The following is a 26,597-nucleotide window of genomic DNA, read 5'->3' on the forward strand; positions in this document are numbered from 1 at the left end:
GGCTCTCACTGCCAATCCGAAGAGAATCGATGTGAAAGTACTGACTGTATTTGGTACGCGACCGGAGGCCATTAAGATGGCTCCTCTGGTTCATGCGCTGGAAAAAGATCCTGATTTTGAGGCGAAAGTTTGCGTTACGGCGCAGCATCGGGAGATGCTCGATCAGGTGTTGAATCTTTTTTCCATTGTACCTGACTACGATCTCAATATTATGCAGCCAGGTCAGGGACTAACAGAAATAACCTGCCGCATCCTGGAAGGGTTAAAGCCTATTTTGGCTGAATTCAAACCCGATGTGGTGTTGGTTCATGGTGATACCACAACCACGATTGCTACCAGTCTGGCCGCGTTCTATCAGCGCATCCCGGTGGGGCATGTAGAGGCTGGTTTACGTACAGGCGATCTCTATTCACCATGGCCGGAAGAGGCTAATCGTACGCTGACCGGGCGTCTGGCAATGTATCATTTTGCCCCAACAGAAAACTCGCGCCAAAATCTGTTACGAGAAGCTATCCCTGATGATCGTATTTTCGTCACGGGTAATACGGTTATTGACGCGTTGATCTGGGTTCGGGATCGCGTACTGGGAAATGAGATGCTGCGTGCGGATCTGGCCGAACGTTATCCTTTCCTGGATGCTGATAAAAAGATGATCCTGGTGACCGGTCATCGTCGGGAAAGCTTCGGTCGCGGTTTTGAGCAAATCTGTCATGCCCTGGCGGAAATAGCCGCGTCTAACCAAAATGTGCAGATTGTCTATCCGGTACACCTGAACCCTAACGTCAGTGAGCCGGTCAATCGCATCCTGGGTCACGTTGAAAATGTGGTGTTGATTGAACCGCAGGACTACCTGCCATTCGTATGGCTGATGAATCACGCCTGGCTGATCCTTACTGATTCCGGCGGGATTCAGGAAGAAGCGCCGTCTCTGGGGAAACCTGTGCTGGTGATGCGTGAAACAACGGAGCGCCCGGAAGCTATTACCGCAGGGACTGTACGCCTGGTAGGTACAGACCCACAGCGGATTGTTGAAGAAGTCACGCGTTTGCTGCATGACGACAATGAATATCAGATCATGAGCCGCGCCCATAATCCGTATGGAGACGGGCTGGCATGTGACCGCATTTTAGAAGCATTAAAAAATAATCGGATATCGCTATGAGTTTTACGACCATTTCTGTCATTGGGCTGGGTTATATCGGACTGCCAACGGCGGCTGCCTTTGCTTCCCGTCAAAAACACGTAATTGGCGTAGATATAAATCAACATGCGGTGGATACCATTAATCGCGGTGAAATTCACATCGTTGAGCCCGATCTGGGTGCAGTGGTGAAAACGGCGGTCGAAAATGGGTTTTTACGTGCGAGCGCGACACCCGTAGATGCTGATGCGTATCTGATTGCGGTGCCTACCCCGTTCAAGGGAGATCATGAACCCGATATGGTCTACGTAGAAGCCGCGGCGAAATCTATTGCGCCAGTTTTGAAAAAAGGCGCATTGGTGATTCTGGAATCCACTTCACCTGTCGGGGCAACTGAACAGATGGCCGCATGGCTTGCAGAAATGCGGGCTGACCTGACTTTCCCGCAGCAGGTCGGTGAACAGGCGGACGTTAACATTGCTTATTGCCCAGAGCGCGTACTGCCTGGTCAGGTAATGGTCGAACTGATTAAAAACGATCGGGTGATTGGAGGAATGACCTCCGTCTGTTCCGCGCGCGCCAGCGAGCTGTACAACATCTTTCTCGAAGGCGAATGTGTGGTGACCAACGCCCGCACCGCAGAAATGTGTAAGCTGACGGAAAATAGCTTTCGCGATGTCAATATCGCCTTCGCCAATGAACTGTCGCTGATTTGCGCCGATCAGGGGATCAACGTCTGGGAACTGATTCGCCTGGCAAACCGGCATCCACGCGTGAATATTTTGCAGCCCGGCCCTGGCGTAGGTGGACACTGTATCGCGGTCGATCCGTGGTTTATCGTGGCGCAGAACCCGCAGCAGGCGAAATTGATCCGCACCGCGCGTGAGGTAAACGATGGTAAACCGCATTGGGTGGTCGATCGGGTAAAGGCTGCCGTAGCCGACTGTCTGGCGGATACCAACAAACGGGCTAGCGAAGTGAAAATTGCCTGTTTTGGTCTGGCATTCAAACCCAATATTGACGATTTGCGTGAAAGCCCGGCGATGGGAATTGCGCAGAATATTGCGCAATGGCACAAAGGCGAAATGCTGGTGGTGGAACCGAACATCCATCAACTGCCGAAAAAACTGGATGGTCTTTGCCAACTGGCGACGCTGGACGATGCTCTGGCACGTGCTGATGTGTTGGTCATGTTGGTTGACCATAATGAATTTAAAGGCATCAAAGGCGATGCGGTTCAACAGCAGTACATCGTTGATACCAAAGGGGTCTGGCGCTAATGAAACGAATCCTGGTTACCGGTGGAGCGGGATTTATCGGCTCGGCGGTTGTGCGACATATCATTCATGATACCGAGGATGCGGTGGTTGTGGTCGATAAGCTGACCTACGCCGGAAACCTGATGTCGCTGGAGCCGGTTGCGCAGAATTCCCGTTTTGCCTTTGAGAAAGTGGATATTTGCGATCGGGCATCGCTCGACAGGGTGTTTCAACAATATCAGCCGAACTGCGTGATGCATCTGGCTGCAGAAAGCCATGTCGATCGTTCAATTCATGGTCCCGCCGCCTTTATCGAAACCAACATTGTGGGAACCTACACGCTGTTGGAAGCGGCGCGCGCTTACTGGAGTACATTAGCCAGCGAGGAAAAATTGGCGTTTCGTTTCCACCATATCTCGACTGACGAGGTGTATGGCGATCTCCATTCCACAGATGATTTCTTCACCGAAACCACGCCGTATGCGCCGAGCAGCCCTTATTCCGCGTCGAAAGCCAGCAGCGATCATCTGGTTCGCGCCTGGCTGCGTACCTACGGTCTGCCAACGCTGATTACCAACTGTTCCAATAACTATGGTCCGTACCATTTCCCGGAAAAACTGATTCCACTGATGATCCTCAACGCACTGGCGGGCAAACCGTTGCCGGTATATGGCAATGGTCAACAGATCCGTGACTGGTTGTATGTAGAAGATCACGCCAGGGCGCTCTATTGCGTGGCGACGACGGGCACGGTTGGGGAAACCTATAATATTGGTGGCCATAACGAGCGTAAAAACCTGGATGTTGTCGAAACGGTTTGCAGCCTGTTGGAAGAGCTGGCTCCGCATAAACCGCAGGGCATCGCGCAGTACCGCGACTTGATCGCTTTTGTGGACGATCGCCCAGGCCATGATTTGCGTTACGCCATTGACGCTTCAAAAATTGCGCGTGAACTCGGGTGGATGCCGCAGGAAACGTTTGAAAGTGGAATGCGCAAAACCGTGCAGTGGTATCTGGATAATCAGGCATGGTGGAAACCCGTGCAGGACGGCAGTTACCAGGGCGAACGTTTAGGTCTGAAGGGCTAACAGCCTGGTTTTGCGGAGGAGACAACGCATGAAAGGTATCATTCTGGCGGGTGGCTCAGGTACTCGCCTGTATCCCATTACGCGGGGCGTATCGAAGCAACTATTGCCCATTTACGATAAGCCGATGATTTACTACCCGCTATCGGTACTGATGCTGGCGGGAATTCGCGAAATCCTGATTATCACCACTCCGGAAGATAAAGGCTATTTCCAGCGTTTGCTGGGCGATGGATCTGAGTTCGGCATTGAACTGCACTATGCTGAGCAACCGAGCCCGGATGGATTAGCGCAGGCTTTTATTATCGGTGAAACGTTTCTTAACGGTGAACCATCGTGCCTGGTGTTAGGGGACAACATCTTCTTTGGTCAAGGATTCAGTCCAAAACTGCGTCATGTGGCCGCCAGAACGCAAGGCGCGACGGTGTTTGGCTATCAGGTCATGGACCCTGAACGTTTTGGTGTTGTTGAGTTTGATGACAATTTTCGCGCAGTCTCTCTGGAAGAGAAGCCGAAAGCGCCGAAATCTAATTGGGCGGTGACAGGGCTCTATTTTTATGACAGCAAAGTGGTGGAATACGCGAAACGCGTGAAACCTTCTGAGCGTGGGGAGCTGGAGATTACGTCTATCAACCAGATGTATCTTGATGACGGACATCTGACGGTTGAATTGCTTGGGCGTGGCTTTGCCTGGCTGGATACCGGTACGCATGACAGTTTGATCGAAGCGAGCACTTTTGTGCAGACGGTGGAGAAACGCCAGGGCTTTAAAATAGCCTGTCTGGAAGAAATCGCCTGGCGTAACGGCTGGCTGGATGACGAAGGCGTGAAGCGTGCCGCCAGTTCACTGGCCAAAACGGGTTATGGCCAATACCTGCTGGAGCTGCTCCGTGCTCGTCCGCGCCAGTATTGAGCCGCTTAGCTGGGAAAATACGTTCTTTGGCGTGAATAGCGCCATTGTCCGTTTTGACCAACGCGCACCGGTTCTAACTGCGGATGCGTTGCTGCCCTGGTCGCGTGTACAAGCAAAAATACTTGCCGCAAATAGCCATGAATTAGATGCTCTGCAGCATTTGGGTTTCTCACTGGTAGAAGGTGAAGTCGATTTTGTACTGCCGGTGACGTGTGCCAGCGGCGACCCCGGTGCGCAGGTCGCGCAACCTACGGATATCCCGGTATTACGCCATCTGGCAGGACAGGCATTTGCGCAAAGTCGTTTTCGCGCCCCGTGGTATGCCGAAGATGCCAGCGCGCGTTTCTACGCACAGTGGATTGAAAACGCGGTGCTGGGGACGTTTGATCATCAGTGCCTCGTTTTTCGTAAACCGACTGGTGAGATTCGTGGCTATGTCTCGCTGCGTGAACTGAATGCGACCGAGGCGCGAATTGGCCTGCTGGCCGGGCGTGGTGCGGGTGCAGAACTGATGCAGGCCGCGCTTTACTGGGCACAGGCCCGCGGTAAAACAACATTGCGTGTGGCGACCCAAATGGGCAACACCGCCGCGCTTAAACGTTATATACACAGTGGTGCGAATGTGGAAAGCACCGCGTATTGGTTATACAGGTGACACGATGATTCCATTTAATGCACCGCCGGTGGTGGGAACTGAACTCGATTACATGCAGTCTGCGATGAATAGCGGCAAACTGTGTGGTGACGGTGGCTTTACCCGTCGCTGTCAGCAGTGGCTGGAGCAGCATTTTGGCAGTGAGAAAGTGCTGCTGACGCCCTCCTGCACCGCATCGCTTGAGATGGCGGCATTGCTGCTGGATATCCAGCCTGGCGATGAAGTCATTATGCCGAGCTACACGTTTGTCTCTACGGCCAATGCCTTCGTGTTGCGCGGCGCGAAAATCGTCTTTGTTGATATTCGCCCGGATACCATGAACATTGACGAAACGCTGATTGAAGCGGCGATCACCGATAAAACCCGCGCTATTGTGCCGGTACATTACGCGGGCGTGGCCTGCGAAATGGATACCATCATGGGGCTGGCCACTAAACATAACCTGTATGTGGTGGAAGATGCCGCCCAGGGCGTCATGTCGACCTACAAGGGGCGTGCGCTGGGTACGATTGGTCACATCGGCTGCTTTAGCTTCCATGAGACCAAAAACTATACCGCAGGCGGGGAAGGTGGAGCGACGCTGATTAATGATAAAAAATTAGTCGAGCGCGCAGAGATCATCCGTGAAAAAGGGACGAACCGTAGTCAGTTTTTCCGCGGCCAGGTAGACAAGTATACCTGGCGTGATATCGGTTCCAGCTATTTGATGTCCGATCTGCAGGCGGCTTATCTGTGGGCGCAGTTGGAAGCGGCTGATCGTATTAACCAGCAGCGTCTGGCGCTGTGGCAAAAGTATTACGATGCCCTGGAACCGCTGGCGCGTGCCGGGCGTATTGAGCTGCCTTCGATACCGGAGGGTTGCGTACAGAATGCCCATATGTTTTACATCAAGCTGCGCGATATCGACGATCGCACGGCGTTGATTAACTTCCTGAAAGAAGCTGAAATTATGGCGGTGTTCCACTATATCCCGCTGCATGATTGCCCGGCTGGCGATAAATTCGGCGTGTTTGCCGGTGTTGATCGTTACACCACCAAAGAGAGCGAACGCCTGCTGCGTTTACCGCTGTTCTACAATCTGTCGCCGGTGAACCAGCGAACAGTCATTACGACCTTACTCAACTACTTTGCCTGATATGTCGCTTGCAAAAGCGTCCTTATGGACGGCGGCCAGTACGCTGGTAAAAATTGGCGCAGGTTTGCTGGTTGTGAAGTTGCTGGCGGTGTCGTTTGGCCCGGCAGGCGTGGGGCAGGCGGGTAACTTCCGCCAGATGGTCACCGTGCTTGGCGTGTTGGCGGGGGCCGGCATTTTCAATGGCGTCACGAAATACGTTGCGCAGCATCATGACGATCCGGCCCGGCTCCGTAAGGTGGTTGGTACATCTTCCGCGATGGTGCTGGGATTCTCTACGCTGATGGCGGTGATTTTTTTGCTGGCGGCCGCACCTATCAGTCAGGGATTATTTGGTCATACTCATTATCAGGGGCTGGTTCGACTGGTTGCGCTGGTGCAGATGGGCATTGCCTGGGCGAACCTGCTGCTGGCGCTGATGAAGGGCTTCCGCGATGCGGCGGGTAACGCGCTGTCGTTGATTGTGGGGAGCCTGGTGGGTGTAGCGGCTTATTATGGCTGTTATCGCCTGGGAGGGTATGAAGGCGCCTTGCTGGGCCTGGCGCTGGTACCTGCGCTGGTCGTAATCCCTGCCGCTATAATGCTGATTAAGCGTGGGACTATCCCCCTGCATTACCTGAAACCCTCGTGGGATAACGGTCTGGCAGGGCAGTTAAGCAAGTTTACGCTGATGGCGCTGATTACCTCCGTAACGCTGCCAGTGGCATATGTGATGATGCGAAACCTGTTGGCGGCGCAGTACAGCTGGGATGATGTGGGGATCTGGCAGGGGGTGAGCAGTATCTCCGATGCTTATCTGCAATTTATCACCGCCTCATTCAGCGTTTACTTGCTGCCGACGTTGTCGCGTTTGACTGAAAAGCGCGACATTACACGCGAAGTGATCAAGTCGTTGAAATTCGTGCTGCCGGCGGTTGCTGCCGCAAGCTTTACCGTCTGGCTACTGCGCGATTTTGCTATCTGGCTGCTTTTCTCCGCTAAATTCACCGCCATGCGCGACCTGTTCGCCTGGCAACTGGTCGGTGATGTGCTGAAAGTCGGCGCCTATGTTTTCGGTTATCTGGTGATCGCGAAAGCGTCGCTGCGGTTTTATATCTTGGCAGAAATTAGCCAGTTCATGTTATTGACGGCGTTTGCCCATTGGCTGATCCCTGCACATGGTGCGCTGGGCGCGGCACAGGCTTACATGGCAACGTACATTGTCTATTTCTCTCTTTGTTGTGGCGTGTTTTTACTCTGGCGTAGGCGGGTATGACTGTACTGATTCACGTTCTGGGATCGGATATCCCTCACCATAACCAAACCGTGCTGCGGTTTTTCAACGACTCGCTGGCCGCGACGAGCGAGCACGCGCGCACGTTTATGGTTGCAGGTCAGGATGCCGGATTCAGTGAGAACTGCCCGGCGTTATCGCTAAGCTTCTATGGTGGGAAAAAGGCGCTGGCTGAAGCGGTTATCGCGAAAGCAAAAGCGGATCGCCAACAGCGATTTTTCTTCCACGGTCAGTTCAACACCAGCCTGTGGTTAGCGCTGCTGAGCGGGGGAATTAAACCAGAGCAGTTTTACTGGCATATCTGGGGCGCGGATTTATATGAAGTCTCCAGTGGACTGAAATTTCGCCTGTTTTACCCCATTCGCCGTATGGCGCAGAACCGTGTGGGCTGCGTATTTGCCACGCGGGGTGATTTGAGCTATTTCGCCGAACAGCATCCGCGCGTGCGTGGCGAGTTGCTCTATTTCCCAACGCGGATGGATCCCTCGCTCAATAATATGAGCAACGCGTGTCAGCGCAGCGGCAAGATGACGGTGCTGGTTGGCAACTCTGGCGATCGCAGCAATGAGCATATTGCCGCGCTACGCGCCGTCCATCAGCAGTTCGGCGACACGGTGAATGTGATTGTACCGATGGGGTACCCCGCCAATAATGCGGCTTATATCGACGAGGTTCGTCAGGCCGGCCTGGCATTGTTTAGCGCTGAGAATCTGCAAATTTTAAGTGAAAAGCTGGAATTTGATGCCTATCTGACATTATTACGTCAGTGTGATTTGGGTTACTTTATTTTTGCCCGTCAGCAGGGGATCGGTACCCTGTGTTTACTGATTCAGGCCGGTATCCCGTGCGTGCTCAACCGTGAAAATCCCTTCTGGCAGGATATGGTGGAACAGAATCTCCCGGTGTTATTTACCACTGATGAGCTCAATGAAGGCGTAGTACGCGAAGCGCAGCGCCAGTTGGCATCGGTAGATAAAAATACAATAACCTTCTTTAGCCCGAATTATCTGCAGCCGTGGCACAACGCGCTGCGCATTGCTTCAGGAGAAACTGTATGAGCCTGATGCAATTTAGCGGTCTGCTGGTGGTATGGCTGCTCTCCACCTTGTTTATCGCCACGCTGACCTGGTTTGAATTCCGCCGCGTGCGTTTTAACTTCAATGTTTTCTTCTCACTGCTGTTTTTGCTGACGTTCTTCTTCGGATTCCCGTTGACCAGCATACTGGTGTTCCGTTTTGATGTGGCAGTTGCTCCGCCGGAGATCCTACTGCAGGCCTTGCTGTCAGCCGCCTGTTTCTATGCCGTCTACTACGTGACGTATAAAACCCGCCTTCGCAAGCGAGTCGAGGATAAGCCACGCAGGCCGCTATTTACCATCAATCGCGTTGAAGCGCATTTGACCTGGGTTATCCTGATGGCGATTGCATTGGTGAGCGTGGGCGTCTTCTTTATGCACAACGGATTCCTGCTGTTCAGACTGCAATCCTACAGCCAAATTTTTTCCAGCGAAGTCTCTGGGGTCGCTCTGAAGCGTTTCTTCTACTTCTTCATTCCGGCAATGTTGGTGGTCTATTTCCTGCGTCAGGACAGCAAAGCGTGGTTATTCTTCCTGGTGAGTACCGTCGCGTTTGGTTTGCTGACCTATATGATTGTTGGCGGGACGCGCGCCAATATCATCATTGCGTTTGCCATCTTCTTGTTTATCGGCATCATTCGCGGCTGGATTTCGCTGTGGATGCTGGCCGCCGCGGGCGTGCTGGGTATCGTCGGGATGTTCTGGCTGGCGCTGAAGCGCTATGGGATGAACGTTAGCGGCGACGAGGCGTTTTATACTTTCCTGTACCTCACGCGGGACACTTTCTCGCCGTGGGAGAATCTGGCGCTGTTGCTGCAAAATTACCACAATATTGAGTTTCAAGGGCTGGCGCCGATTGTCCGTGACTTCTACGTCTTTATCCCTTCCTGGCTTTGGCCTGGGCGGCCGAGTATCGTCCTCAACTCAGCGAACTACTTTACCTGGGAAGTGTTGAACAACCACTCAGGTCTGGCGATTTCGCCGACGTTAATTGGTTCACTGGTGGTGATGGGCGGGGCGCTGTTTATCCCGTTAGGCGCGATTGTCGTTGGACTCATCATCAAGTGGTTTGACTGGCTGTATGAGTTAGGCAACCGCGAAACCAATCGCTACAAGGCGGCGATTCTGCACAGTTTCTGTTTTGGCGCTATTTTCAATATGATCGTGTTGGCACGTGAAGGGCTGGATTCGTTTGTCTCGCGAGTGGTCTTTTTCCTCGTGATTTTCGGCGTGTGTCTGCTGGTGGCAAAACTGCTGTTTTGGCTATTCGATAGTGCGGGACTCATCCATAAACGAATCAAATCGCTGCCCCGGACACAGATTGAAGGATCGTAATGACAGATAACACAACTGCGCCACTCTACTCGCTGCGCGGGCTACAATTGATTGGCTGGCGCGATATGCAGCATGCGCTAAATTACCTGTTTGCCGAGGGGCATCTCAGGCCTGGAACGCTGGTGGCAATCAACGCCGAGAAGATGCTAACGGCAGAAGATAACCCTGAAGTGCGGGATCTGATCAACGCCGCTGAGTTCAAATATGCGGATGGGATTAGCGTGGTGCGTTCAGTGCGCAAAAAATTCCCGCAGGCGCAGGTTTCACGCGTGGCAGGGGCTGATCTTTGGGAAGCGCTTATGGCGCGAGCCGGGCAGGAAGGAACGCCTGTCTTCCTGATTGGTGGCAAGCCTGAAGTTCTGGCGCAAACGGAAGCCAAACTGCGTGCCCAGTGGCGCGTGAACATTGTAGGCAGTCAGGACGGTTATTTTACCCCGGACCAGCGTCAGGCATTGTTTGAACGTATCCACGCCAGCGGTGCGCAGATTGTGACGGTGGCGATGGGCTCGCCGAAACAAGAGATCTTTATGCGTGACTGCCGGAAGATTCACCCTGAAGCGCTGTATATGGGCGTCGGTGGTACCTACGACGTCTTTACCGGTCACGTTAAGCGTGCGCCGCGAATCTGGCAGAGTCTGGGGCTGGAGTGGCTGTATCGCTTATTGTCGCAGCCAAGCCGTATCACTCGTCAAATTCGCTTATTACGCTATCTCAGCTGGCACTATACCGGCAACCTCTGACGCCCTCTCTCCTTTGATAAGTAGCGTGATCTGCTAATTACGCTACTTATTCACAACATAATCGCTGCTTTCTCGCACAATCTATTTATTTTTTGAATGCTTTAATTGCCATTTAAGCGATTTTAGGAAACCATTCGCAACAATCATTGCAGTGCCGTGGTGTTTTTGACGCCAACCGTTAAGCGGTCGGTGCCGTATGGCCTGTTATGGCATAACAAGATGTACCCATAACGAGAACCGGTAATACCGGACAGTATGCAAACACAACAAGAGGATTTATGGCCGAGAACAAACCTGAGCTACAGCGTGGGCTGGAGGCTCGTCACATCGAATTAATTGCCCTTGGGGGGACTATTGGCGTCGGGCTATTTATGGGGGCCGCCAGTACCCTGAAATGGGCGGGACCTTCGGTTCTGCTGGCATACATCGTCGCCGGGCTGTTCGTCTTTTTCATTATGCGTTCTATGGGGGAGATGTTATTCCTCGAGCCGGTTGCCGGTTCATTTGCTGTTTACGCCCATCGTTATATGAGCCCCTTCTTTGGTTATCTCACTGCCTGGTCATACTGGTTTATGTGGATGGCGGTGGGGATATCAGAGATTACCGCCATCGGGGTGTACGTCCAGTTCTGGTTCCCGGAAATGGCACAATGGATACCCGCACTGATTGCTGTCGGGCTGGTTGCGTTGGCAAATCTCGCCGCGGTTCGCCTGTATGGTGAAATTGAGTTCTGGTTTGCCATGATTAAAGTGACCACCATCATTGTGATGATCGTCATTGGATTAGGGGTGATTTTCTTCGGTTTTGGCAATGGCGGTCAGGCGATCGGCTTTGGCAACCTGACCGAGCACGGCGGCTTCTTTGCTGGTGGTTGGAAAGGCTTCCTGACGGCATTGTGTATTGTCGTGGCTTCTTACCAGGGCGTGGAGCTGATCGGCATTACTGCGGGTGAAGCGAAGAATCCGCAGGTCACGCTGCGGAGTGCAGTAGGGAAAGTGCTGTGGCGTATTCTGATTTTCTACGTCGGTGCGATTTTTGTTATCGTCACTATTTTCCCGTGGAATGAGATTGGCAGTAACGGTAGCCCGTTTGTTCTCACCTTTGCCAAGATTGGTATTACCGCCGCGGCAGGGATTATTAACTTTGTGGTCCTGACGGCGGCGCTGTCGGGCTGTAACAGTGGGATGTACAGCTGTGGGCGTATGCTTTACGCGCTGGCAAAGAATCGCCAGCTACCTGCCGCCGTTGGAAAAGTTTCGCGCCAGGGCGTGCCGGTTGCCGGCGTGGCTATTTCTATCGCGATCCTGCTGGTTGGTTCGTGCCTGAACTACATCATTCCCAACCCGCAGCGTGTGTTCGTTTATGTCTATAGCGCCAGCGTGCTGCCGGGGATGGTGCCGTGGTTTGTGATCCTGATAAGCCAGATACGTTTCCGTCAGGCGCATAAAGCGGCGATCGCCAGTCATCCCTTCCGCTCGATTCTGTTCCCGTGGGCGAACTATTTGACGATGGCGTTCCTGATTTGCGTATTAATCGGCATGTACTTTAATGAAGATACCCGAATGTCGCTGTTTGTTGGCATTATCTTCTTACTGGCCGTGACGCTCATTTATAAGGTTTTTGGCTTGAATCGTCATGGCACAGCCCAAAAATTGCAGGAATAAGCGACAAAACGCACAAACCATGACCAAACGATAATTTATTTTAAAAAAGCACTAGACAGCAGACCGAGACCTCCGTAATATCCAGCCCCGCAACGGCGCTAAGCGCCCGTAGCTCAGCTGGATAGAGCGCTGCCCTCCGGAGGCAGAGGTCTCAGGTTCGAATCCTGTCGGGCGCACCATTTAGTAAGGTGCCGGAGCTGCGGTGGTTTTAATACCGCGTAAAAGATTTGCAGTGGTGGCTATAGCTCAGTTGGTAGAGCCCTGGATTGTGATTCCAGTTGTCGTGGGTTCGAATCCCATTAGCCACCCCATTAATTTAAAGTTGTGAAATGCGAAGGTGGCGGAATTGGTAGACGCGCTAGCTTCAGGTGTTAGTGTCCTTAGGATGTGGGGGTTCGAGTCCCCCCCCTCGCACCACGACTTAAAGAATTGAACTAAAAATTCAAAAAGCAGTAAAACGGCGAGTAGCGCAGCTTGGTAGCGCAACTGGTTTGGGACCAGTGGGTCGGAGGTTCGAATCCTCTCTCGCCGACCAATTTTGAACCCCGCTTCGGCGGGGTTTTTTGTTTTCTGATTTTCCCTTCTCAGCCTTTATTTCCCCGAATTTCCTGATGTCTTAAAAAGTCCGGTTCCATTGTTTTTGCAGTGCAATCGTGGCATGCCTTGTGCAATAATATACGGGTAGATGCTCATTCCATCTCTTATGTTCGCCATCTGGCCTCATAAACTCAGGAATGATGCAGAGCCGTTTACGGTGCTTATCGTCCACAGACAGATGTCGCTCTGGCCTCATCAAACACCATGGACATAACGTTGAGTGAAGCACCCATTTATGTTGTCATACAGACCTGTTTAACGCCTGCTCCAAAAGAGCGGGCGTTTTTTTATGCATATACACCTCATCCTTCAAGTCGCCTCGAAGCATCTCGAATGATTTGGTGTATATGAAATAACGGTAGGCCCGGTAAGCGAAGCGTCACCGGGCAAGAAGGAATTACTGTGGGGGATTGTTGTTCTGCAGCGTCAACATCAGGCCATCACGACGCATGGTGGCGGCTTCTTCCGGCTGATGCAGTCTGTCCAGCGCGTCAGCAAGCCAGGCGTAGTCATAGGCATCTGGACGCTGTTTGAGAGCGGCACGGAAGGCGAACGTGGCTTCCTGCCATTCGCCGTGCTTCATTAGCGACTGGCCCAGCGTGCTCCACAGTAATGGGCGATCGCCGACGGCTTTAATCTGCTGGCGCAACACTTTTTCTATCTGTTCCGGGTTGTTGGTTTTCAGACGCGGGATCGGCAGCACCAGGCGGTCGTCATACTGGCGTTTAAGACCATCAATGATGACCTGCTGTGCCGTATCGTGATCGTCACACTCAATCAGATGTTCAGCCATTGCCACCTGCAGGGCAACCTGGTGACGGGTTTTACGGTTCTGGTTTTTCCACCATGCACGTAGCCCCTCGCTGCCCTGATCGGCGCGAACCTGATCCATCAGACCAACCCATGCCTGCTGTTCCAGCATCGCGCGGTGCTCGTCATCACCCACGTGCGCTTTTGCCATGGATGGAATGATATCCAGTAACGAACTCCATGCACCGGTACGAATGTAGGCCTGTTCAGCCAGACGCAGCACTTCCGGATGACGTGGTGTCACTTCCAGTAGTTTATCTACGCTGTGGCGTGCGGCGTGATTTTCATTACGTGCCAGCTGCAGGCGAACACGAGTGATTTCTACCGGGATCGTATCATTTCCGGCCAGTTCGGTAGCACGCTCAAGGTGTTGGTTGGCACGTGCTTCGTCACCGCGCTGTTGAGCCGCTTCTGCCGCCAGCAGGTAATTCACTACCGGCTGTTCTGCATGATCGGCGTTTTTCGACATCAGCTTTTCAACCTGCTGATAATCGCCTTCTGCCAGCTTGAGCAGCGCCTGCTCCGTCTGCTTACGGGCGCGACGACGCTTCCGACCGACAAACCATCCGCGGGTATGCGCGCCAGTGCGGAAAATTCGGCGCAGCAGCCATTCAATCGCAAACAGGACGACCATTGCGACGATCAGAATGATCACCAGACCCGTCACGCTGGTTTCGATATTGTAATTATCCGTCTGGATCAGTACGTAGCCCTGATGACCGGCAATCATTGGACCGACAACGATCCCGGCGATCAACAGCACAAAGAGCAATAATACTTTTAGCATCATTATTCTCCTTGCGGCGCAGTTGCCGGAGTTTCAGCTGAAGGCGCAGGAGTTGCTGCAACCGGCGCTGTGGCAGGCTGTGCCAGTAAATTACGTACGCGGGTCTGCATGAGCTTGTCGAGAAGCGCCTGGCTCTGCAGCGTTTCCGGTACGTCCATGCTGATGCTTTGTTGGCTCAGTTGGTCTACCTCTTCAAGGAAAGCTTTGGTGGCTGCATCGTCGGTGTCGTAGTAGGCGCGCACCCAGGTGGAGACGTTTTCCAGCGCCTGGCGATATGTTTCCTCCTGATGACGCGGCACGGCTTGGGCGGCCACTAACAGGCGAGAACGGATATTTTCACGTAAGTAAACGTCCTGGTTCGGTGCCAGCAGCGGGACGGCGGTTTCATCACGACGGCGAACGGTGATAAAGCTGTCCATAAAGTTCTGCCAGCTTTTTTGCAGATTGACGCGCCATTCGCTGATCGAGCTGGAAAGCTCGCTACTGTCGGAATCCATCGGCGAATCGTCGGTGTCGTTGTCGGCCAGACGCAGGTTATCAATCTGGTTAGAGAGCTGATTCACTTTCAGGATAATGCCGTCATAGTCGACCTGAGTCACCGCAGAGAGGCTCGCGATATCGTCGGTAATCGCGCGACGGGCGGTAATCAGGCTTGGGTCATTCATATCCGCCAGGCTGGCGTCAGCGCTTTTCAGCAGCGCCGCGGCGGTAGTAACGTCCTGATCGCTCCATAATTTGCGACCGGCCAGTTTCACCAGAAAATCAGCCTGCGCCAGCAGCCATGTCCCGGCATCGCTGCCGGAGATAGTGGCGACTTTTTGCTGGACTTCGTCAAGCTGTTTGACCAGCGCGGCCTGCTGGCGAGCGGCTTCATCCAACTGCGTTGCCTGCTGCTTAATAATGCCTTCCAGCTCAGCTTTTTGGCTTTCTTGCGCTTTTTGCAACGCCGTAAGCTGGTTCGCCAGCGCATCGCTGGTTGCTGTCTGCGTTGTTGCCTGCTGTTTCCCCCAACCGTACAGCCCAACGCCTGCAGCCAGCGCAATAGCAATCGCCACAGCGCTCAGAATCAGCGCCGTGCTGTTCTTACTCTTTTTTTCAGTATTGACTGGCTGTGACGTGGTTTCCACGGCCTCCCTGGTCTCTTCAACCACGGCGGAGGATTTTTCTTGTTCCGTCATTATGGCATCCCATTATGAGAGTTATTGTAATGCGCGTAGTAGCGCATCGTTGTCGGCGTTATCAGCGACCTTAATATCTTGCCAGCCCAGTTCCCGGGCGAGGTGCGCCAGACGCTCACTGACGACCAGCAGCCGACAGCGTAGTAACCAGTGCTCACGATACCACTGCGGAATGAGCGACCAGAGCTGTTGTAGCATCTCTCCGCTGGTGACAACCACCGTGGTCACACCACGAGATTGCCAGCGCATCGCTTCTTCTGCACCATCGTAATATTTTGCACTGCGTTGATAACATTCACAAAAATCGACATCAGCTCCGCGTGCTGTCAGGGTTTCACCTATCAGCTCACGGCCACCATTGCCGCGTAATATCAGCGCGCGTTTTCCCGCAATATTTTGTAATTCAGGTAATTGTAGCAAGACTTCGCTAATTTCCCGATCCAGAGGGTAGTGAATATTGAAACCGCTAACGGTATGCAGCGCCAGCGCCGTTGTGCGACCAATGGCAAAATAACGCGGAAGGGAGGGCCAGCTTTTCCCTTGTTGCTGAAGTTCGGCATCTGCAAAGGTGACGGCGTGCTGCGAGAGGGCGAAGACCAGATCGTTTTCCGTCAGCGCCGACAGTCGGGAAGCCAGCGTTGCCAGTTCCCGACCGGGCGAAAACTCGATGAGCGGAAAGCTCCAGGCCACCTGCCCCAGTGTGCGCAGACGGCTCACTAACTCTTCCCCTGCGGGAGACGGGCGGGTGACCAGAATACTCATGCGGGGGCTTCTCCGTTGTAAACTTCAGCCAGAATGGTGCGCGCGCCGTTCTCCAGCAGCTCTTCAGCCAGAGAGATGCCCATCTGTTCAGCTTCCTGCGCGGCGCCGCGACGTTCTCCGCATACCATCTGCGAACCGTCAGGCGCGCCGACCAGCGCCCGCAGCCAAATCTCACCGTTAATGAGTTCTGCATAACTGCCGATAGGGACCTGACATCCCCCTTCCAGGCGGGTATTCATGGCGCGTTCGGCTTTGACGCGCAGCGCCGTCTCTTCATGGTTGAGCGGCGCTAACAGCGCCTGAGTGCGCATATCATCCAGTCGACATTCTATGCCAACTGCGCCTTGCCCGACAGCGGGTAGGGAGACTTCCGGCGGCAGAGCGGTGCGGACTCGCGATTCAAGACCTAAACGTTTTAATCCGGCGACCGCCAGAATAATGGCGTCATAATCGCCGTTATCCAGTTTGCTCAGACGCGTACCTACGTTACCGCGCAGCGAACGGATGACGAGATCCGGGCGACGCTTTGCCAACTGGCACTGGCGACGCAAACTGGATGTCCCGACGATGCTGCCTGCCGGGAGTTCATCCAGTGTGTTGTACTTATTTGAGACGAAAGCATCACGCGGATCCTCTCGCTCGCAAATGGTGACCAGTCCAAGACCGTCAGGGAACTCAACCGGCACATCCTTCATGGAATGCACGGCGATATCGGCGCGTTTTTCCAGCAGCGCGACTTCCAGCTCTTTAACAAACAACCCTTTCCCTCCAACTTTCGCCAGCGGGGTATCAAGGATCACATCGCCACGGGTTACCATCGGAACCAGTTCCACGATCAGACCGGGGTGGTTTGCCATTAAGGCGTCTTTGACATAATGTGCCTGCCAGAGCGCAAGGGGGCTTTGGCGTGTGGCAATTCTCAAAACATTGTCTAACATGCTTGTTACCGTCATTATCAATCATTGACCATCCTAACATCCTTATCAAAGGGATGTCAGCGTTACGCTCAAACGTGAGTGAGAGGAAAAGGCGCTGCATCATCACTGGCAGTGAATAATGACGAGAAACCTCCCGACCGTATGAAGGAATTTACACGTAACGAACGGTGCTACACTTGTATGTAGCGCATCTTTCTTTACGGTCAATGAGCAAGGTGTTAAATTGATCACGTTTTAGACCATTTTTTCGGCTGTACAGCATAAAAAAATATGGGCGAAAAAACAGGTAACGGTTATTTTTGACATACGGTTTATCCGAATTGATGACGATTATTGTGAGCGCTTGTGCCGCAGCAATCGACAACATGACGGATAGCAACATCAGGCGATACGTCTTGTACCTCTATATTGAGACTCTGAAACAGAGACTGGATGCCATAAATCAACTGCGTGTGGATCGCGCGCTTGCTGCCATGGGACCTGCCTTCCAGCAGGTATACAGTCTGCTGCCGACATTATTGCACTACCACCATCCGCTGATGCCGGGTTACCTTGATGGTAACGTTCCCAAAGGCATATGCCTTTACACGCCTGATGAAACCCAACGCCACTACCTGAACGAACTGGAACTGTACCGCGGTATGTCACCGCAGGATCCTCCCAAGGGCGAACTGCCTATCACCGGCGTTTACTCAATGGGCAGCACCTCTTCGGTAGGGCAAAGCTGTTCCTCTGACCTTGATATTTGGGTCTGCCATCAATCCTGGCTGGATAGCGAAGAGCGCCAGCTGCTGCAGCGTAAATGTAGCCTGCTGGAAAGCTGGGCCGCCTCGCTGGGCGTGGAAGTCAGCTTCTTCCTGATTGATGAAAACCGTTTCCGCCACAATGAAAGCGGCAGTTTGGGTGGTGAAGACTGTGGCTCGACGCAGCATATCCTGTTGCTTGATGAATTCTATCGCACCGCTGTGCGTCTCGCGGGTAAACGTATTCTGTGGAATATGGTGCCGGGCGACGAAGAAGAGCATTACGACGATTACGTCATGACGCTTTACGCACAGGGGGTGTTAACGCCAAACGAATGGCTGGATCTCGGCGGACTCAGTTCGCTCTCCGCCGAAGAGTACTTTGGCGCCAGCCTCTGGCAGCTGTACAAGAGTATCGACTCCCCGTACAAAGCGGTATTGAAAACGCTGCTGCTGGAAGCTTATTCCTGGGAATACCCCAATCCACGCCTGTTGGCGAAAGATATTAAACAGCGCCTGCACGATGGTGAGATCGTCTCTTTTGGTCTCGACCCTTACTGCATGATGCTGGAGCGCGTTACCGAGTACCTCACGGCGATCGAAGACCCGACTCGTCTGGATTTAGTGCGTCGATGTTTCTACTTAAAAGTGTGTGAGAAACTGAGCCGCGAGCGCGCCTGCGTGGGCTGGCGTCGTGAAGTATTAAGTCAGTTAGTGAAAGAGTGGGGCTGGGATGACGCCCGTCTGACTATGCTTGATAACCGCGCTAACTGGAAGATTGACCAGGTACGCGAAGCGCATAACGAACTGCTCGATGCGATGATGCAGAGCTATCGTAACCTGATCCGTTTTGCCCGCCGAAATAACCTCAGCGTGAGCGCCAGCCCGCAGGATATCGGCGTGCTGACCCGTAAGCTGTATGCCGCGTTTGAAGCATTACCAGGTAAAGTAACGCTGGTGAACCCGCAGATATCTCCGGATCTCTCGGAACCGAATCTGACCTTTATCCATGTGCCGCCGGGCCGTGCCAACCGTTCGGGTTGGTATCTCTATAACCGCGCGCCTAACATGGACTCGATCATCAGCCATCAGCCGCTGGAATATAACCGCTACCTCAATAAACTGGTGGCGTGGGCCTGGTTCAACGGCCTGCTGACCTCGCGTACGCATTTATTTATTAAGGGCAACGGCATTGTTGATTTGCCGAAGCTGCAAGAAATGGTCGCCGACGTGTCGCACCACTTCCCGCTGCGACTGCCAGCGCCAACGCCGAAGGCGCTCTATAGCCCGTGCGAGATTCGCCACCTGGCGATTATCGTTAACCTTGAATATGACCCGACGGCAGCATTTCGCAATCAGGTGGTACATTTTGATTTCCGTAAGCTGGACGTCTTCAGCTTTGGTGAAGAACAAAATTGCCTGGTGGGTAGCGTCGACCTGCTGTACCGCAACTCGTGGAATGAAGTGCGTACGCTGCACTTCAACGGTGAGCAGGCGATGATTGAAGCGTTAAAAACGATTCTGGGCAAAATGCACCAGGATGCCGCGCCGCCGGATAGCGTCGAGGTTTTCTGCTATAGCCAGCATCTGCGCGGTTTAATTCGCACCCGCGTGCAGCAACTGGTGTCTGAGTGCATCGAGTTGCGCCTCTCCAGCACCCGTCAGGAAACCGGACGCTTCAAAGCGCTGCGCGTTTCTGGTCAGACGTGGGGTCTGTTCTTCGAGCGCCTGAACGTTTCGGTACAGAAGCTGGAAAACGCGATTGAATTTTATGGCGCGATTTCACATAACAAACTGCACGGGCTTTCCGTTCAGGTTGAGACCAATCATGTGAAACTCCCGTCAGTGGTTGACGGTTTTGCCAGCGAAGGGATCATTCAGTTCTTTTTCGAAGAAACGGGTGATGAGCAGGGCTTTAATATCTACATTCTGGATGAGAGTAATCGGGCTGAGGTGTATCACCACTGCGAAGGCAGCAAAGAGGAGCTGGTACGCGATGTCAGCCGTTTCTACTCGTCGTCGCACGATCGCTTTACCTACGGCTCCAGCTTCATCAACTTTAACCTGCCGCAGTTCTATCAGATTGTGAAAACCGACGGGCGCGCGCAGGTGATCCCGTTCCGTACCCAGCCGATTAGCGCCGTGCCGCCCGTCAGTCAGGAAAACGACACTCCGCAGTTACAGCAGTATTTCTCGTGAGCATGATGCCGGATAAGCGAAGCGTATCCGGCAATAAAACTTAACGGAAGCTCACCTCTTCACCCGCCTGCTGTGTCGCCGCCTGTTCTAGCAGATCCCAGAACGTTTCGCCGCTACGATCGCAGATCCACTCGTCGCCTTTCAGGTCAAAGTGGTAGCCGCCCTGTTTGGTCGCCAGCCACACCTGATGCAGCGGCTCCTGACGGTTAATAATAATTTTGCTGCCGTTTTCGAAGCTGATGGTCAGCACGCCGCCGTTGATCTCACAATCGATATCGCTGTCGCCGTCCCAGTCATCCAGACGCTCTTCAATGGTCATCCACAGGGTGTCAGCAAGGCGATGAAATTCACTGTCGTTCATTTTCTTATCCTGTTTTTCGTGATGACGGCAGTATAACCTGAAACAAAACGCGTTGCAGATTACAGGCTAACTCTTGCTTTTACGCCTTCTCCTGCGATGATAGAAAACAGAAAGCATGAACTTTACAGGCAATCGATAATGAAAAACGTGTTAAAGCCACTCGCTGTCATTTTTACTCTGTTCAGCCTGACGGGCTGTGGGCTAAAAGGCCCGCTCTATTTCCCGCCAGCAGATAAAACCGCGCCGCCTCCGACCAAGAGCGTTCAGCCGCAATCACAATCCACCACGCCAGAGAAAAACGATCGTGGGATTAGTGACGGGCCTTCTCAGGTGAATTACTGACGGCAGGAATAGATGTATATTTCTGTACCCGCGTGAACGGAGTGAATGATGCAATTCTCTAAAATGCATGGCCTTGGCAACGATTTTATGGTCGTCGACGCGGTAACGCAGAATGTCTTTTTCTCACCAGAGCTGATCCGCCGCTTGTCCGACAGGCATCTCGGCGTTGGATTTGATCAACTGCTGGTGGTTGAACCTCCGTATGATCCGGAGCTGGATTTCCACTACCGTATTTTTAATGCCGACGGTAGTGAAGTGTCACAGTGTGGCAATGGCGCCCGCTGTTTTGCCCGCTTTGTTCGCCTGAAAGGGCTGACCAATAAGCGTGATATTCGCGTCAGTACCGCTAATGGTCGTATGGTATTAACCGTAACCGACGACGAGCTGGTACGGGTGAATATGGGTGAACCCAATTTTGAACCCGCGCAGGTTCCGTTTCGCGCCAACAAAGCAGAGAAGACCTATATTATGCGCGTGGCTGAACAGACAGTATTGTGCGGCGTGGTTTCAATGGGGAACCCGCACTGCGTAATTCAGGTTGATGATGTTGATACGGCCACGGTAGAAACGTTGGGGCCGGTTCTGGAAAGTCACGAACGCTTTCCTGAACGCGCCAATATCGGATTTATGCAGGTGGTAAAGCGCGAGCATATCCGGCTGCGCGTCTATGAGCGCGGCGCGGGTGAAACGCAGGCCTGCGGCAGCGGTGCGTGCGCCGCTGTTGCGGTTGGTATCCAGCAGGGCCTGCTGGCAGAAGAAGTGAGGGTGGAATTACCGGGCGGTCGACTTGATATCGCCTGGAAAGGTCCGGGTCATCCGCTGTATATGACTGGCCCGGCGGCACATGTCTACGACGGATTTATTCACTTATGAAGCAACCAGGGGAAGAACTACAGGAAACGCTCATGGAGCTGGACGACCGGGCGGTCGTCGATTACCTGCAACGTAATCCTGAGTTTTTTATCCGTAATGCCCAGGCAGTTGAAGCGATGCGTGTTCCACACCCGGTGCGGGGCACGGTCTCTTTAGTGGAATGGCATATGGCGCGGGCACGTAATCATATTAACGTGCTGGAAGAGAATATGGCGTTGTTGATGGACCAAGCCAACGCCAATGAAAGCCTGTTCTATCGTCTGTTAAATCTGCAAGCCCGGCTGGTATCGGCCAGCAGTCTTGACGACATGCTGATGCGATTTCATCGCTGGGCGCGTGAGTTAGGGCTGGCTGGGGCGACGGTTCGTCTGTTCCCGGATCGCTGGCGACTTGGTGCGCCATCAAAATTCACTCATCTGGCATTAAGCCGTCAGGCTTTTGAACCGCTGCGTATTCAGCGTCTGGGCCAGTCACAGCACTATCTTGGGCCGCTCAATGGCCCGGAACTTCTGGTCATGATGCCCGAGGCGAAAGCGGTAGGCTCGGTGGCGATGTCGATGTTGGGGCAAGATGGATCCCTGGGCGTGATGCTGTTCAGCAGTCGCGACGTTAATCATTACCAGCAGGGGCAAGGTACGCAATTACTACAGGAAATCTCGCTGATGTTGCCGGAGCTGCTGGAGCGCTGGATTGAACGCGTATGACCGATTCACCCCTTTCTCAGGATGTGGCGCGCTTTTTACGCTATCTGGGCGTTGAGCGGCAGCTTAGCCCGATCACATTGCTGAATTATCAGCGTCAGCTTGATGCCATCATTGCGTTAGCCGGAGAGACCGGTCTGCAAAGCTGGCAACAATGTGACGCTTCGATGGTACGCAGTTTTGCCGTGCGCAGCCGTCGTAAAGGGCTGGGGCCGGCGAGCCTGGCGCTGCGTCTCTCCGCATTGCGCAGTTTCTTTGACTGGCTGGTTAATCAGGGCGAGCTGAAAGCCAATCCCGCAAAAAGTGTTTCCGCGCCGAAAGCACCGCGTCATCTACCTAAAAATATCGATGTCGACGACGTTAATCGTCTGCTGGATATCGACCTCAACGATCCCCTCGCCGTGCGCGACCGGGCAATGTTAGAAGTGATGTACGGCGCAGGGCTGCGTTTGTCTGAACTGGTTGGGCTGGATATTAAACATCTCGATCTCGACACCGGCGAAGTATGGGTGATGGGGAAGGGCAGTAAAGAACGTCGCCTGCCAATTGGCCGCAATGCAGTGGCGTGGATTGAGCACTGGCTGGACCTGCGGGGGCTATTTGGCTGCGATGACGATGCGTTATTCCTGTCAAAACTGGGCAAACGCATTTCTGCGCGTAATGTACAAAAACGCTTTGCGGAATGGGGGATCAAACAGGGGCTGAACAGCCACGTACATCCCCACAAATTGCGCCACTCTTTTGCGACGCATATGCTGGAGTCGAGCGGCGATCTACGCGGGGTACAGGAGTTATTGGGGCATGCTAATCTCTCCACTACCCAAATCTATACCCATCTTGATTTTCAACACCTGGCTTCAGTGTACGATGCGGCGCATCCGCGCGCCAAACGGGGGAAATAATGCGTTTTTACCGGCCTTTGGGGCGCATTTCTGCGCTCACCTTTGACCTTGATGACACCCTTTACGATAACCGTCCCGTTATCACACGCACCGAGCAGGAAGCGCTCGCGTTTGTACAGAATTACCATCCGGCGTTGAATTCGCTGCAAAATAGCGACCTACAGCGCTTACGTCAGGCCGTTCGCGACGCTGAGCCGGAAATCTACCACGACGTTACCCAATGGCGTCACCGCGCCGTAGAGCGCGCTATGCTGGAGGCGGGATTGTCAGAAGCAGAAGCCAGAATGGGGGCAAATGCGGCGATGATGAATTTCGCCAAATGGCGTAGCCGCATTGACGTCCCGCAGGCGACGCATGACACGCTGAAGGCGCTGGCCCGCAAATGGCCGCTGGTGGCGATCACCAACGGTAACGCGCAGCCAGAACTGTTCGGCCTGGGCGATTACTTTGAGTTTGTGCTGCGCGCCGGTCCCGACGGGCGATCAAAACCGTTCAGCGACATGTATGCGCTGGCGGCGGATAAACTGAAAATGCCTGTGGCTGAGATTCTGCATGTGGGCGATGACCTGACGACAGACGTGGCGGGGGCCATCCGTTGCGGTATGCAGGCCTGCTGGATCAAACCGGAAAATGCCGACCTGATGCAAACCGCAGACAGCCGTTTGCTGCCGCATATCGAAATTTCACAGTTGGCATCTCTGACCTCGCTGATATAATCACCAGCAGAACTCTGTATATATACCCAGCTTTTTGGCGGATGGCGCTACGCTTATCCGCCTTACCTACTTTTACGCGGCGGTGCCAATGGACGTTTCTTACCTGCTCGACAGCCTTAATGATAAACAGCGTGAAGCGGTGGCCGCGCCACGCAGCAACATGCTGGTTTTGGCCGGCGCGGGGAGTGGTAAAACTCGCGTGCTGGTGCACCGTATCGCCTGGTTACTGACGGTAGAGAACAACTCGCCATACTCCATTATGGCGGTGACCTTTACCAACAAAGCAGCGGCGGAAATGCGCCACCGTATTGGCCAGATCATGGGAACCAGCCAGGGCGGTATGTGGGTGGGTACATTCCACGGTCTGGCGCACCGTCTGCTGCGCGCGCACCATATGGATGCGAACCTGCCGCAGGATTTCCAGATCCTCGACAGCGAAGACCAATTGCGTTTGCTCAAGCGTTTGATCAAGGCGATGAATCTTGATGAGAAGCAGTGGCCGCCGCGTCAGGCGATGTGGTTTATCAATAGCCAGAAAGACGAAGGGCTGCGCCCGCACCACCTGCAGAGCTATGGCAACCCGGTTGAGCAAACCTGGCAAAAGGTGTATCAGGCCTATCAGGAAGCGTGTGATCGCGCGGGGCTGGTGGATTTCGCCGAGCTGTTGCTGCGCGCCCATGAACTGTGGCTCAACAAGCCGCATATCCTGCAGCACTACCGCGAACGCTTTACCAATATCCTGGTGGACGAATTCCAGGATACCAACAACATTCAGTACGCCTGGATCCGCCTGCTGGCGGGCGATACCGGCAAAGTGATGATCGTTGGCGATGATGACCAGTCGATCTACGGCTGGCGTGGGGCGCAGGTGGAAAACATCCAGCGCTTCCTCACGGATTTCCCGGGCGCAGAAACTATTCGCCTGGAGCAGAACTACCGCTCGACCAACAACATCCTCAGCGCGGCCAACGCCCTGATTGAAAACAACAACGGGCGTTTGGGTAAAAAGCTGTGGACCGATGGCGTCGACGGCGAACCAATTTCACTGTACTGCGCGTTCAACGAACTCGATGAAGCGCGTTTTGTGGTCAATCGTATCAAAACCTGGCAGGACAATGGCGGTGCGCTGGAACAGTGCGCCATTTTGTATCGCAGCAACGCCCAGTCGCGCGTGCTGGAAGAGGCGTTGTTACAAGCCAGCATGCCGTACCGTATCTATGGTGGGATGCGCTTCTTCGAACGCCAGGAAATCAAAGATGCGCTCTCCTACCTGCGCCTGATCGCTAACCGCAATGACGATGCCGCATTTGAACGCGTGGTGAATACGCCAACCCGCGGGATTGGCGATCGTACATTAGATGTCGTGCGTCAGACCTCCCGTGACCGCCAGCTTACGTTGTGGCAGGCCTGTCGTGAGCTGTTGCAGGAAAAAGCCCTCGCGGGTCGCGCCGCCAGCGCCTTACAGCGTTTTATGGAGCTGATCGATGCGCTGGCGCAGGAGACCGCCGATATGCCGCTGCACGTGCAGACTGACCGGGTGATTAAAGACTCCGGCCTGCGCATGATGTACGAGCAGGAAAAAGGCGAGAAGGGTCAGACGCGTATCGAAAACTTAGACGAACTGGTGACGGCAACGCGCCAGTTCAGCTACAACGAAGAAGACGAAGACTTAATGCCGCTACAGGCGTTCCTGTCACACGCCGCGCTGGAAGCAGGCGAAGGGCAGGCGGATACCTGGCAGGATGCGGTACAACTGATGACGCTGCACTCGGCGAAAGGTCTGGAGTTCCCCCAGGTATTTATCGTGGGTATGGAAGAAGGCATGTTCCCCAGCCAGATGTCGCTGGACGAAGGTGGGCGCCTCGAAGAAGAGCGCCGCCTGGCTTACGTAGGCGTGACTCGCGCGATGCAAAAGCTGACGCTGACCTACGCCGAAACGCGTCGTCTGTACGGCAAAGAGGTTTACCACCGTCCGTCGCGCTTTATCGGCGAACTGCCGGAAGCGTGCGTTGAAGAGGTTCGCCTGCGCGCCACGGTTAGCCGCCCGGTGAGCCATCAGCGGATGGGCACGCCAATGGCGGAAAATGATACCGGCTACAAGCTCGGCCAGCGCGTGCGCCACGCTAAGTTTGGTGAGGGCACCATCGTCAATCTGGAAGGAAGCGGTGAGCATAGTCGTTTGCAGGTCGCGTTCCAGGGGCAAGGGATCAAATGGCTGGTGGCAGCCTACGCCAGACTGGAAACGGTTTGATCGGTTTGGCTTTGCCGGATGGCGACGCTGGCGCGTCTTATCCGGCCTACAGACCGGGTAACATTTTGATTTCCAGGCCGGACAAGGCGAAGCCGCCATCCCGCTATCTGTCGGTTAATATTCTGAAATCATAGATAAATAATTCCCCTCTGCTAACCTTTCTGT

General features: G+C 53.9%; 23 protein-coding genes and 4 tRNA genes. 22 read left to right on the forward strand and 5 right to left on the reverse strand.

The window, feature by feature from the left end:
• Nucleotides 1-31: 31 nt before the first annotated feature.
• The 15 genes from wecB to KQJ19_RS03860 all read left to right on the forward strand — a co-directional run bounded on the left by wecB (nucleotide 32) and on the right by KQJ19_RS03860 (nucleotide 12,807).
• A complete protein-coding gene (gene wecB / locus KQJ19_RS03790; protein ID WP_216403358.1) occupies nucleotides 32-1,162 on the forward strand; it encodes a UDP-N-acetylglucosamine 2-epimerase (non-hydrolyzing) in 1,131 nt (376 codons plus the stop codon).
• Nucleotides 1,159-2,421 (forward strand): UDP-N-acetyl-D-mannosamine dehydrogenase, encoded by a 1,263-nt coding sequence (gene wecC, locus KQJ19_RS03795; protein ID WP_047358756.1) that lies wholly within the window; start codon nucleotides 1,159-1,161, stop codon nucleotides 2,419-2,421. Before wecB ends, wecC begins: the two co-directional genes overlap by 4 nt.
• The gene (gene rffG, locus KQJ19_RS03800) at nucleotides 2,421-3,488 is read left to right on the forward strand and encodes a dTDP-glucose 4,6-dehydratase (RefSeq protein WP_216403359.1); all 1,068 of its coding nucleotides are present in this window, start codon (nucleotides 2,421-2,423) and stop codon (nucleotides 3,486-3,488) included. Before wecC ends, rffG begins: the two co-directional genes overlap by 1 nt.
• A 28-nt stretch (nucleotides 3,489-3,516) precedes the next feature.
• Complete coding sequence (gene rfbA / locus KQJ19_RS03805; RefSeq protein ID WP_016155112.1) at nucleotides 3,517-4,398, forward strand: glucose-1-phosphate thymidylyltransferase RfbA; 882 nt, start codon at nucleotides 3,517-3,519, stop codon at nucleotides 4,396-4,398.
• Nucleotides 4,376-5,053, forward strand: coding sequence for a dTDP-4-amino-4,6-dideoxy-D-galactose acyltransferase (rffC, locus tag KQJ19_RS03810; protein WP_131380393.1), 678 nt, complete (start codon nucleotides 4,376-4,378; stop codon nucleotides 5,051-5,053). Before rfbA ends, rffC begins: the two co-directional genes overlap by 23 nt.
• A gap of 4 nt (nucleotides 5,054-5,057) precedes the next feature.
• Nucleotides 5,058-6,188, forward strand: coding sequence for a dTDP-4-amino-4,6-dideoxygalactose transaminase (gene rffA, locus KQJ19_RS03815; RefSeq protein ID WP_016155114.1), 1,131 nt, complete (start codon nucleotides 5,058-5,060; stop codon nucleotides 6,186-6,188).
• A 1-nt stretch (nucleotide 6,189) separates the two neighbouring features.
• Entirely contained in the window at nucleotides 6,190-7,440 is a 1,251-nt protein-coding gene (wzxE, locus tag KQJ19_RS03820) for a lipid III flippase WzxE (RefSeq protein ID WP_019078442.1), read from the forward strand.
• On the forward strand, nucleotides 7,437-8,516 hold the full coding sequence (locus KQJ19_RS03825; protein WP_200047447.1) for a TDP-N-acetylfucosamine:lipid II N-acetylfucosaminyltransferase: 1,080 nt from the start codon (nucleotides 7,437-7,439) through the stop codon (nucleotides 8,514-8,516). Before wzxE ends, KQJ19_RS03825 begins: the two co-directional genes overlap by 4 nt.
• Entirely contained in the window at nucleotides 8,513-9,868 is a 1,356-nt protein-coding gene (wzyE, locus tag KQJ19_RS03830; RefSeq protein ID WP_016155117.1) for an ECA oligosaccharide polymerase, read from the forward strand. The genes KQJ19_RS03825 and wzyE overlap by 4 nt, the downstream gene beginning before the upstream one ends.
• A complete protein-coding gene (gene wecG / locus KQJ19_RS03835; RefSeq protein ID WP_216403360.1) occupies nucleotides 9,868-10,608 on the forward strand; it encodes a lipopolysaccharide N-acetylmannosaminouronosyltransferase in 741 nt (246 codons plus the stop codon). Before wzyE ends, wecG begins: the two co-directional genes overlap by 1 nt.
• Before the next feature lie 278 nt (nucleotides 10,609-10,886).
• Nucleotides 10,887-12,272, forward strand: coding sequence for an amino acid permease (locus tag KQJ19_RS03840; protein ID WP_016155119.1), 1,386 nt, complete (start codon nucleotides 10,887-10,889; stop codon nucleotides 12,270-12,272).
• Nucleotides 12,273-12,374: 102 nt separating this feature from the next.
• A tRNA-Arg gene (locus KQJ19_RS03845) sits at nucleotides 12,375-12,451 on the forward strand.
• Nucleotides 12,452-12,507: 56 nt separating this feature from the next.
• A tRNA-His gene (locus tag KQJ19_RS03850) sits at nucleotides 12,508-12,583 on the forward strand.
• Nucleotides 12,584-12,603: 20 nt separating this feature from the next.
• Nucleotides 12,604-12,689 (forward strand) — tRNA-Leu (locus KQJ19_RS03855).
• 41 nt (nucleotides 12,690-12,730) lie between these two features.
• Nucleotides 12,731-12,807, forward strand: a tRNA-Pro gene (locus KQJ19_RS03860).
• A gap of 459 nt (nucleotides 12,808-13,266) precedes the next feature.
• Here KQJ19_RS03860 and hemY read toward each other — a convergent pair.
• From hemY to hemC, 4 genes are read right to left on the reverse strand one after another with little or no spacing between them, the layout of a single operon-like run.
• Nucleotides 13,267-14,466 carry a protoheme IX biogenesis protein HemY gene (gene hemY, locus KQJ19_RS03865; protein ID WP_047499566.1) on the reverse strand — a complete coding sequence of 400 codons (1,200 nt, stop codon included), beginning with the start codon at nucleotides 14,464-14,466 and terminating at the stop codon, nucleotides 13,267-13,269.
• Between the two features lie 2 nt (nucleotides 14,467-14,468).
• Nucleotides 14,469-15,644, reverse strand: a complete 1,176-nt coding sequence (gene hemX / locus KQJ19_RS03870; protein ID WP_080860387.1) for a uroporphyrinogen-III C-methyltransferase — start codon at nucleotides 15,642-15,644, stop codon at nucleotides 14,469-14,471.
• A gap of 21 nt (nucleotides 15,645-15,665) precedes the next feature.
• Complete coding sequence (hemD, locus tag KQJ19_RS03875) at nucleotides 15,666-16,406, reverse strand: uroporphyrinogen-III synthase (RefSeq protein WP_016155122.1); 741 nt, start codon at nucleotides 16,404-16,406, stop codon at nucleotides 15,666-15,668.
• Nucleotides 16,403-17,344: a hydroxymethylbilane synthase gene (gene hemC, locus KQJ19_RS03880; RefSeq protein ID WP_016157846.1), complete on the reverse strand. Its 942-nt coding sequence runs from the start codon at nucleotides 17,342-17,344 to the stop codon at nucleotides 16,403-16,405. The genes hemD and hemC overlap by 4 nt, the downstream gene beginning before the upstream one ends.
• 395 nt (nucleotides 17,345-17,739) lie before the next feature.
• Between hemC and cyaA the strand changes: the two genes are divergently transcribed.
• Nucleotides 17,740-20,286 carry a class I adenylate cyclase gene (gene cyaA / locus KQJ19_RS03885; RefSeq protein ID WP_047499563.1) on the forward strand — a complete coding sequence of 849 codons (2,547 nt, stop codon included), beginning with the start codon at nucleotides 17,740-17,742 and terminating at the stop codon, nucleotides 20,284-20,286.
• Nucleotides 20,287-20,326: 40 nt separating this feature from the next.
• On the opposite strand, the gene cyaY is transcribed toward cyaA, so the two are convergent.
• The gene (cyaY, locus tag KQJ19_RS03890) at nucleotides 20,327-20,647 is read right to left on the reverse strand and encodes an iron donor protein CyaY (RefSeq protein ID WP_003828967.1); all 321 of its coding nucleotides are present in this window, start codon (nucleotides 20,645-20,647) and stop codon (nucleotides 20,327-20,329) included.
• 138 nt (nucleotides 20,648-20,785) lie between these two features.
• Between cyaY and KQJ19_RS03895 the strand changes: the two genes are divergently transcribed.
• The 6 genes from KQJ19_RS03895 (at nucleotide 20,786) to uvrD (ending at nucleotide 26,432) form a co-directional block, all read left to right on the forward strand.
• Complete coding sequence (locus tag KQJ19_RS03895; protein WP_003017937.1) at nucleotides 20,786-20,989, forward strand: lipoprotein; 204 nt, start codon at nucleotides 20,786-20,788, stop codon at nucleotides 20,987-20,989.
• Between the two features lie 48 nt (nucleotides 20,990-21,037).
• A complete protein-coding gene (dapF, locus tag KQJ19_RS03900; RefSeq protein WP_016155126.1) occupies nucleotides 21,038-21,862 on the forward strand; it encodes a diaminopimelate epimerase in 825 nt (274 codons plus the stop codon).
• On the forward strand, nucleotides 21,859-22,566 hold the full coding sequence (locus tag KQJ19_RS03905; protein ID WP_103767363.1) for a DUF484 domain-containing protein: 708 nt from the start codon (nucleotides 21,859-21,861) through the stop codon (nucleotides 22,564-22,566). The genes dapF and KQJ19_RS03905 overlap by 4 nt, the downstream gene beginning before the upstream one ends.
• Nucleotides 22,563-23,465, forward strand: coding sequence for a tyrosine recombinase XerC (gene xerC / locus KQJ19_RS03910; RefSeq protein WP_049040600.1), 903 nt, complete (start codon nucleotides 22,563-22,565; stop codon nucleotides 23,463-23,465). Before KQJ19_RS03905 ends, xerC begins: the two co-directional genes overlap by 4 nt.
• Complete coding sequence (gene yigB, locus KQJ19_RS03915; RefSeq protein WP_016155129.1) at nucleotides 23,465-24,181, forward strand: 5-amino-6-(5-phospho-D-ribitylamino)uracil phosphatase YigB; 717 nt, start codon at nucleotides 23,465-23,467, stop codon at nucleotides 24,179-24,181. The genes xerC and yigB overlap by 1 nt, the downstream gene beginning before the upstream one ends.
• Nucleotides 24,182-24,269: 88 nt before the next feature.
• Entirely contained in the window at nucleotides 24,270-26,432 is a 2,163-nt protein-coding gene (gene uvrD, locus KQJ19_RS03920) for a DNA helicase II (protein ID WP_003828957.1), read from the forward strand.
• Nucleotides 26,433-26,597 lie beyond the last annotated feature (165 nt).

It is taken from the genome of Citrobacter sp. S46_ASV_140, from assembly GCF_018919545.1.
GTDB lineage: Bacteria > Pseudomonadota > Gammaproteobacteria > Enterobacterales > Enterobacteriaceae > Citrobacter > Citrobacter braakii.

Bases quoted from the DNA above. Each gene is read 5' to 3' on its own strand.
- wecC (WP_047358756.1), top strand. From the start codon at position 1,159: ATGAGTTTTACGACCATTTCTGTCATTGGGCTGGGTTATATCGGACTG.
- rffG (WP_216403359.1), top strand. From the start codon at position 2,421: ATGAAACGAATCCTGGTTACCGGTGGAGCGGGATTTATCGGCTCGGCG.
- rfbA (WP_016155112.1), top strand. From the start codon at position 3,517: ATGAAAGGTATCATTCTGGCGGGTGGCTCAGGTACTCGCCTGTATCCC.
- rffA (WP_016155114.1), top strand. From the start codon at position 5,058: ATGATTCCATTTAATGCACCGCCGGTGGTGGGAACTGAACTCGATTAC.
- wzxE (WP_019078442.1), top strand. From the start codon at position 6,190: ATGTCGCTTGCAAAAGCGTCCTTATGGACGGCGGCCAGTACGCTGGTA.
- KQJ19_RS03825 (WP_200047447.1), top strand. From the start codon at position 7,437: ATGACTGTACTGATTCACGTTCTGGGATCGGATATCCCTCACCATAAC.
- wzyE (WP_016155117.1), top strand. From the start codon at position 8,513: ATGAGCCTGATGCAATTTAGCGGTCTGCTGGTGGTATGGCTGCTCTCC.
- wecG (WP_216403360.1), top strand. From the start codon at position 9,868: ATGACAGATAACACAACTGCGCCACTCTACTCGCTGCGCGGGCTACAA.
- KQJ19_RS03840 (WP_016155119.1), top strand. From the start codon at position 10,887: ATGGCCGAGAACAAACCTGAGCTACAGCGTGGGCTGGAGGCTCGTCAC.
- hemY (WP_047499566.1), bottom strand. From the start codon at position 14,466: ATGCTAAAAGTATTATTGCTCTTTGTGCTGTTGATCGCCGGGATCGTT.
- hemX (WP_080860387.1), bottom strand. From the start codon at position 15,644: ATGACGGAACAAGAAAAATCCTCCGCCGTGGTTGAAGAGACCAGGGAG.
- hemD (WP_016155122.1), bottom strand. From the start codon at position 16,406: ATGAGTATTCTGGTCACCCGCCCGTCTCCCGCAGGGGAAGAGTTAGTG.
- hemC (WP_016157846.1), bottom strand. From the start codon at position 17,344: ATGTTAGACAATGTTTTGAGAATTGCCACACGCCAAAGCCCCCTTGCG.
- cyaY (WP_003828967.1), bottom strand. From the start codon at position 20,647: ATGAACGACAGTGAATTTCATCGCCTTGCTGACACCCTGTGGATGACC.
- KQJ19_RS03895 (WP_003017937.1), top strand. From the start codon at position 20,786: ATGAAAAACGTGTTAAAGCCACTCGCTGTCATTTTTACTCTGTTCAGC.
- dapF (WP_016155126.1), top strand. From the start codon at position 21,038: ATGCAATTCTCTAAAATGCATGGCCTTGGCAACGATTTTATGGTCGTC.
- KQJ19_RS03905 (WP_103767363.1), top strand. From the start codon at position 21,859: ATGAAGCAACCAGGGGAAGAACTACAGGAAACGCTCATGGAGCTGGAC.
- xerC (WP_049040600.1), top strand. From the start codon at position 22,563: ATGACCGATTCACCCCTTTCTCAGGATGTGGCGCGCTTTTTACGCTAT.
- yigB (WP_016155129.1), top strand. From the start codon at position 23,465: ATGCGTTTTTACCGGCCTTTGGGGCGCATTTCTGCGCTCACCTTTGAC.
- uvrD (WP_003828957.1), top strand. From the start codon at position 24,270: ATGGACGTTTCTTACCTGCTCGACAGCCTTAATGATAAACAGCGTGAA.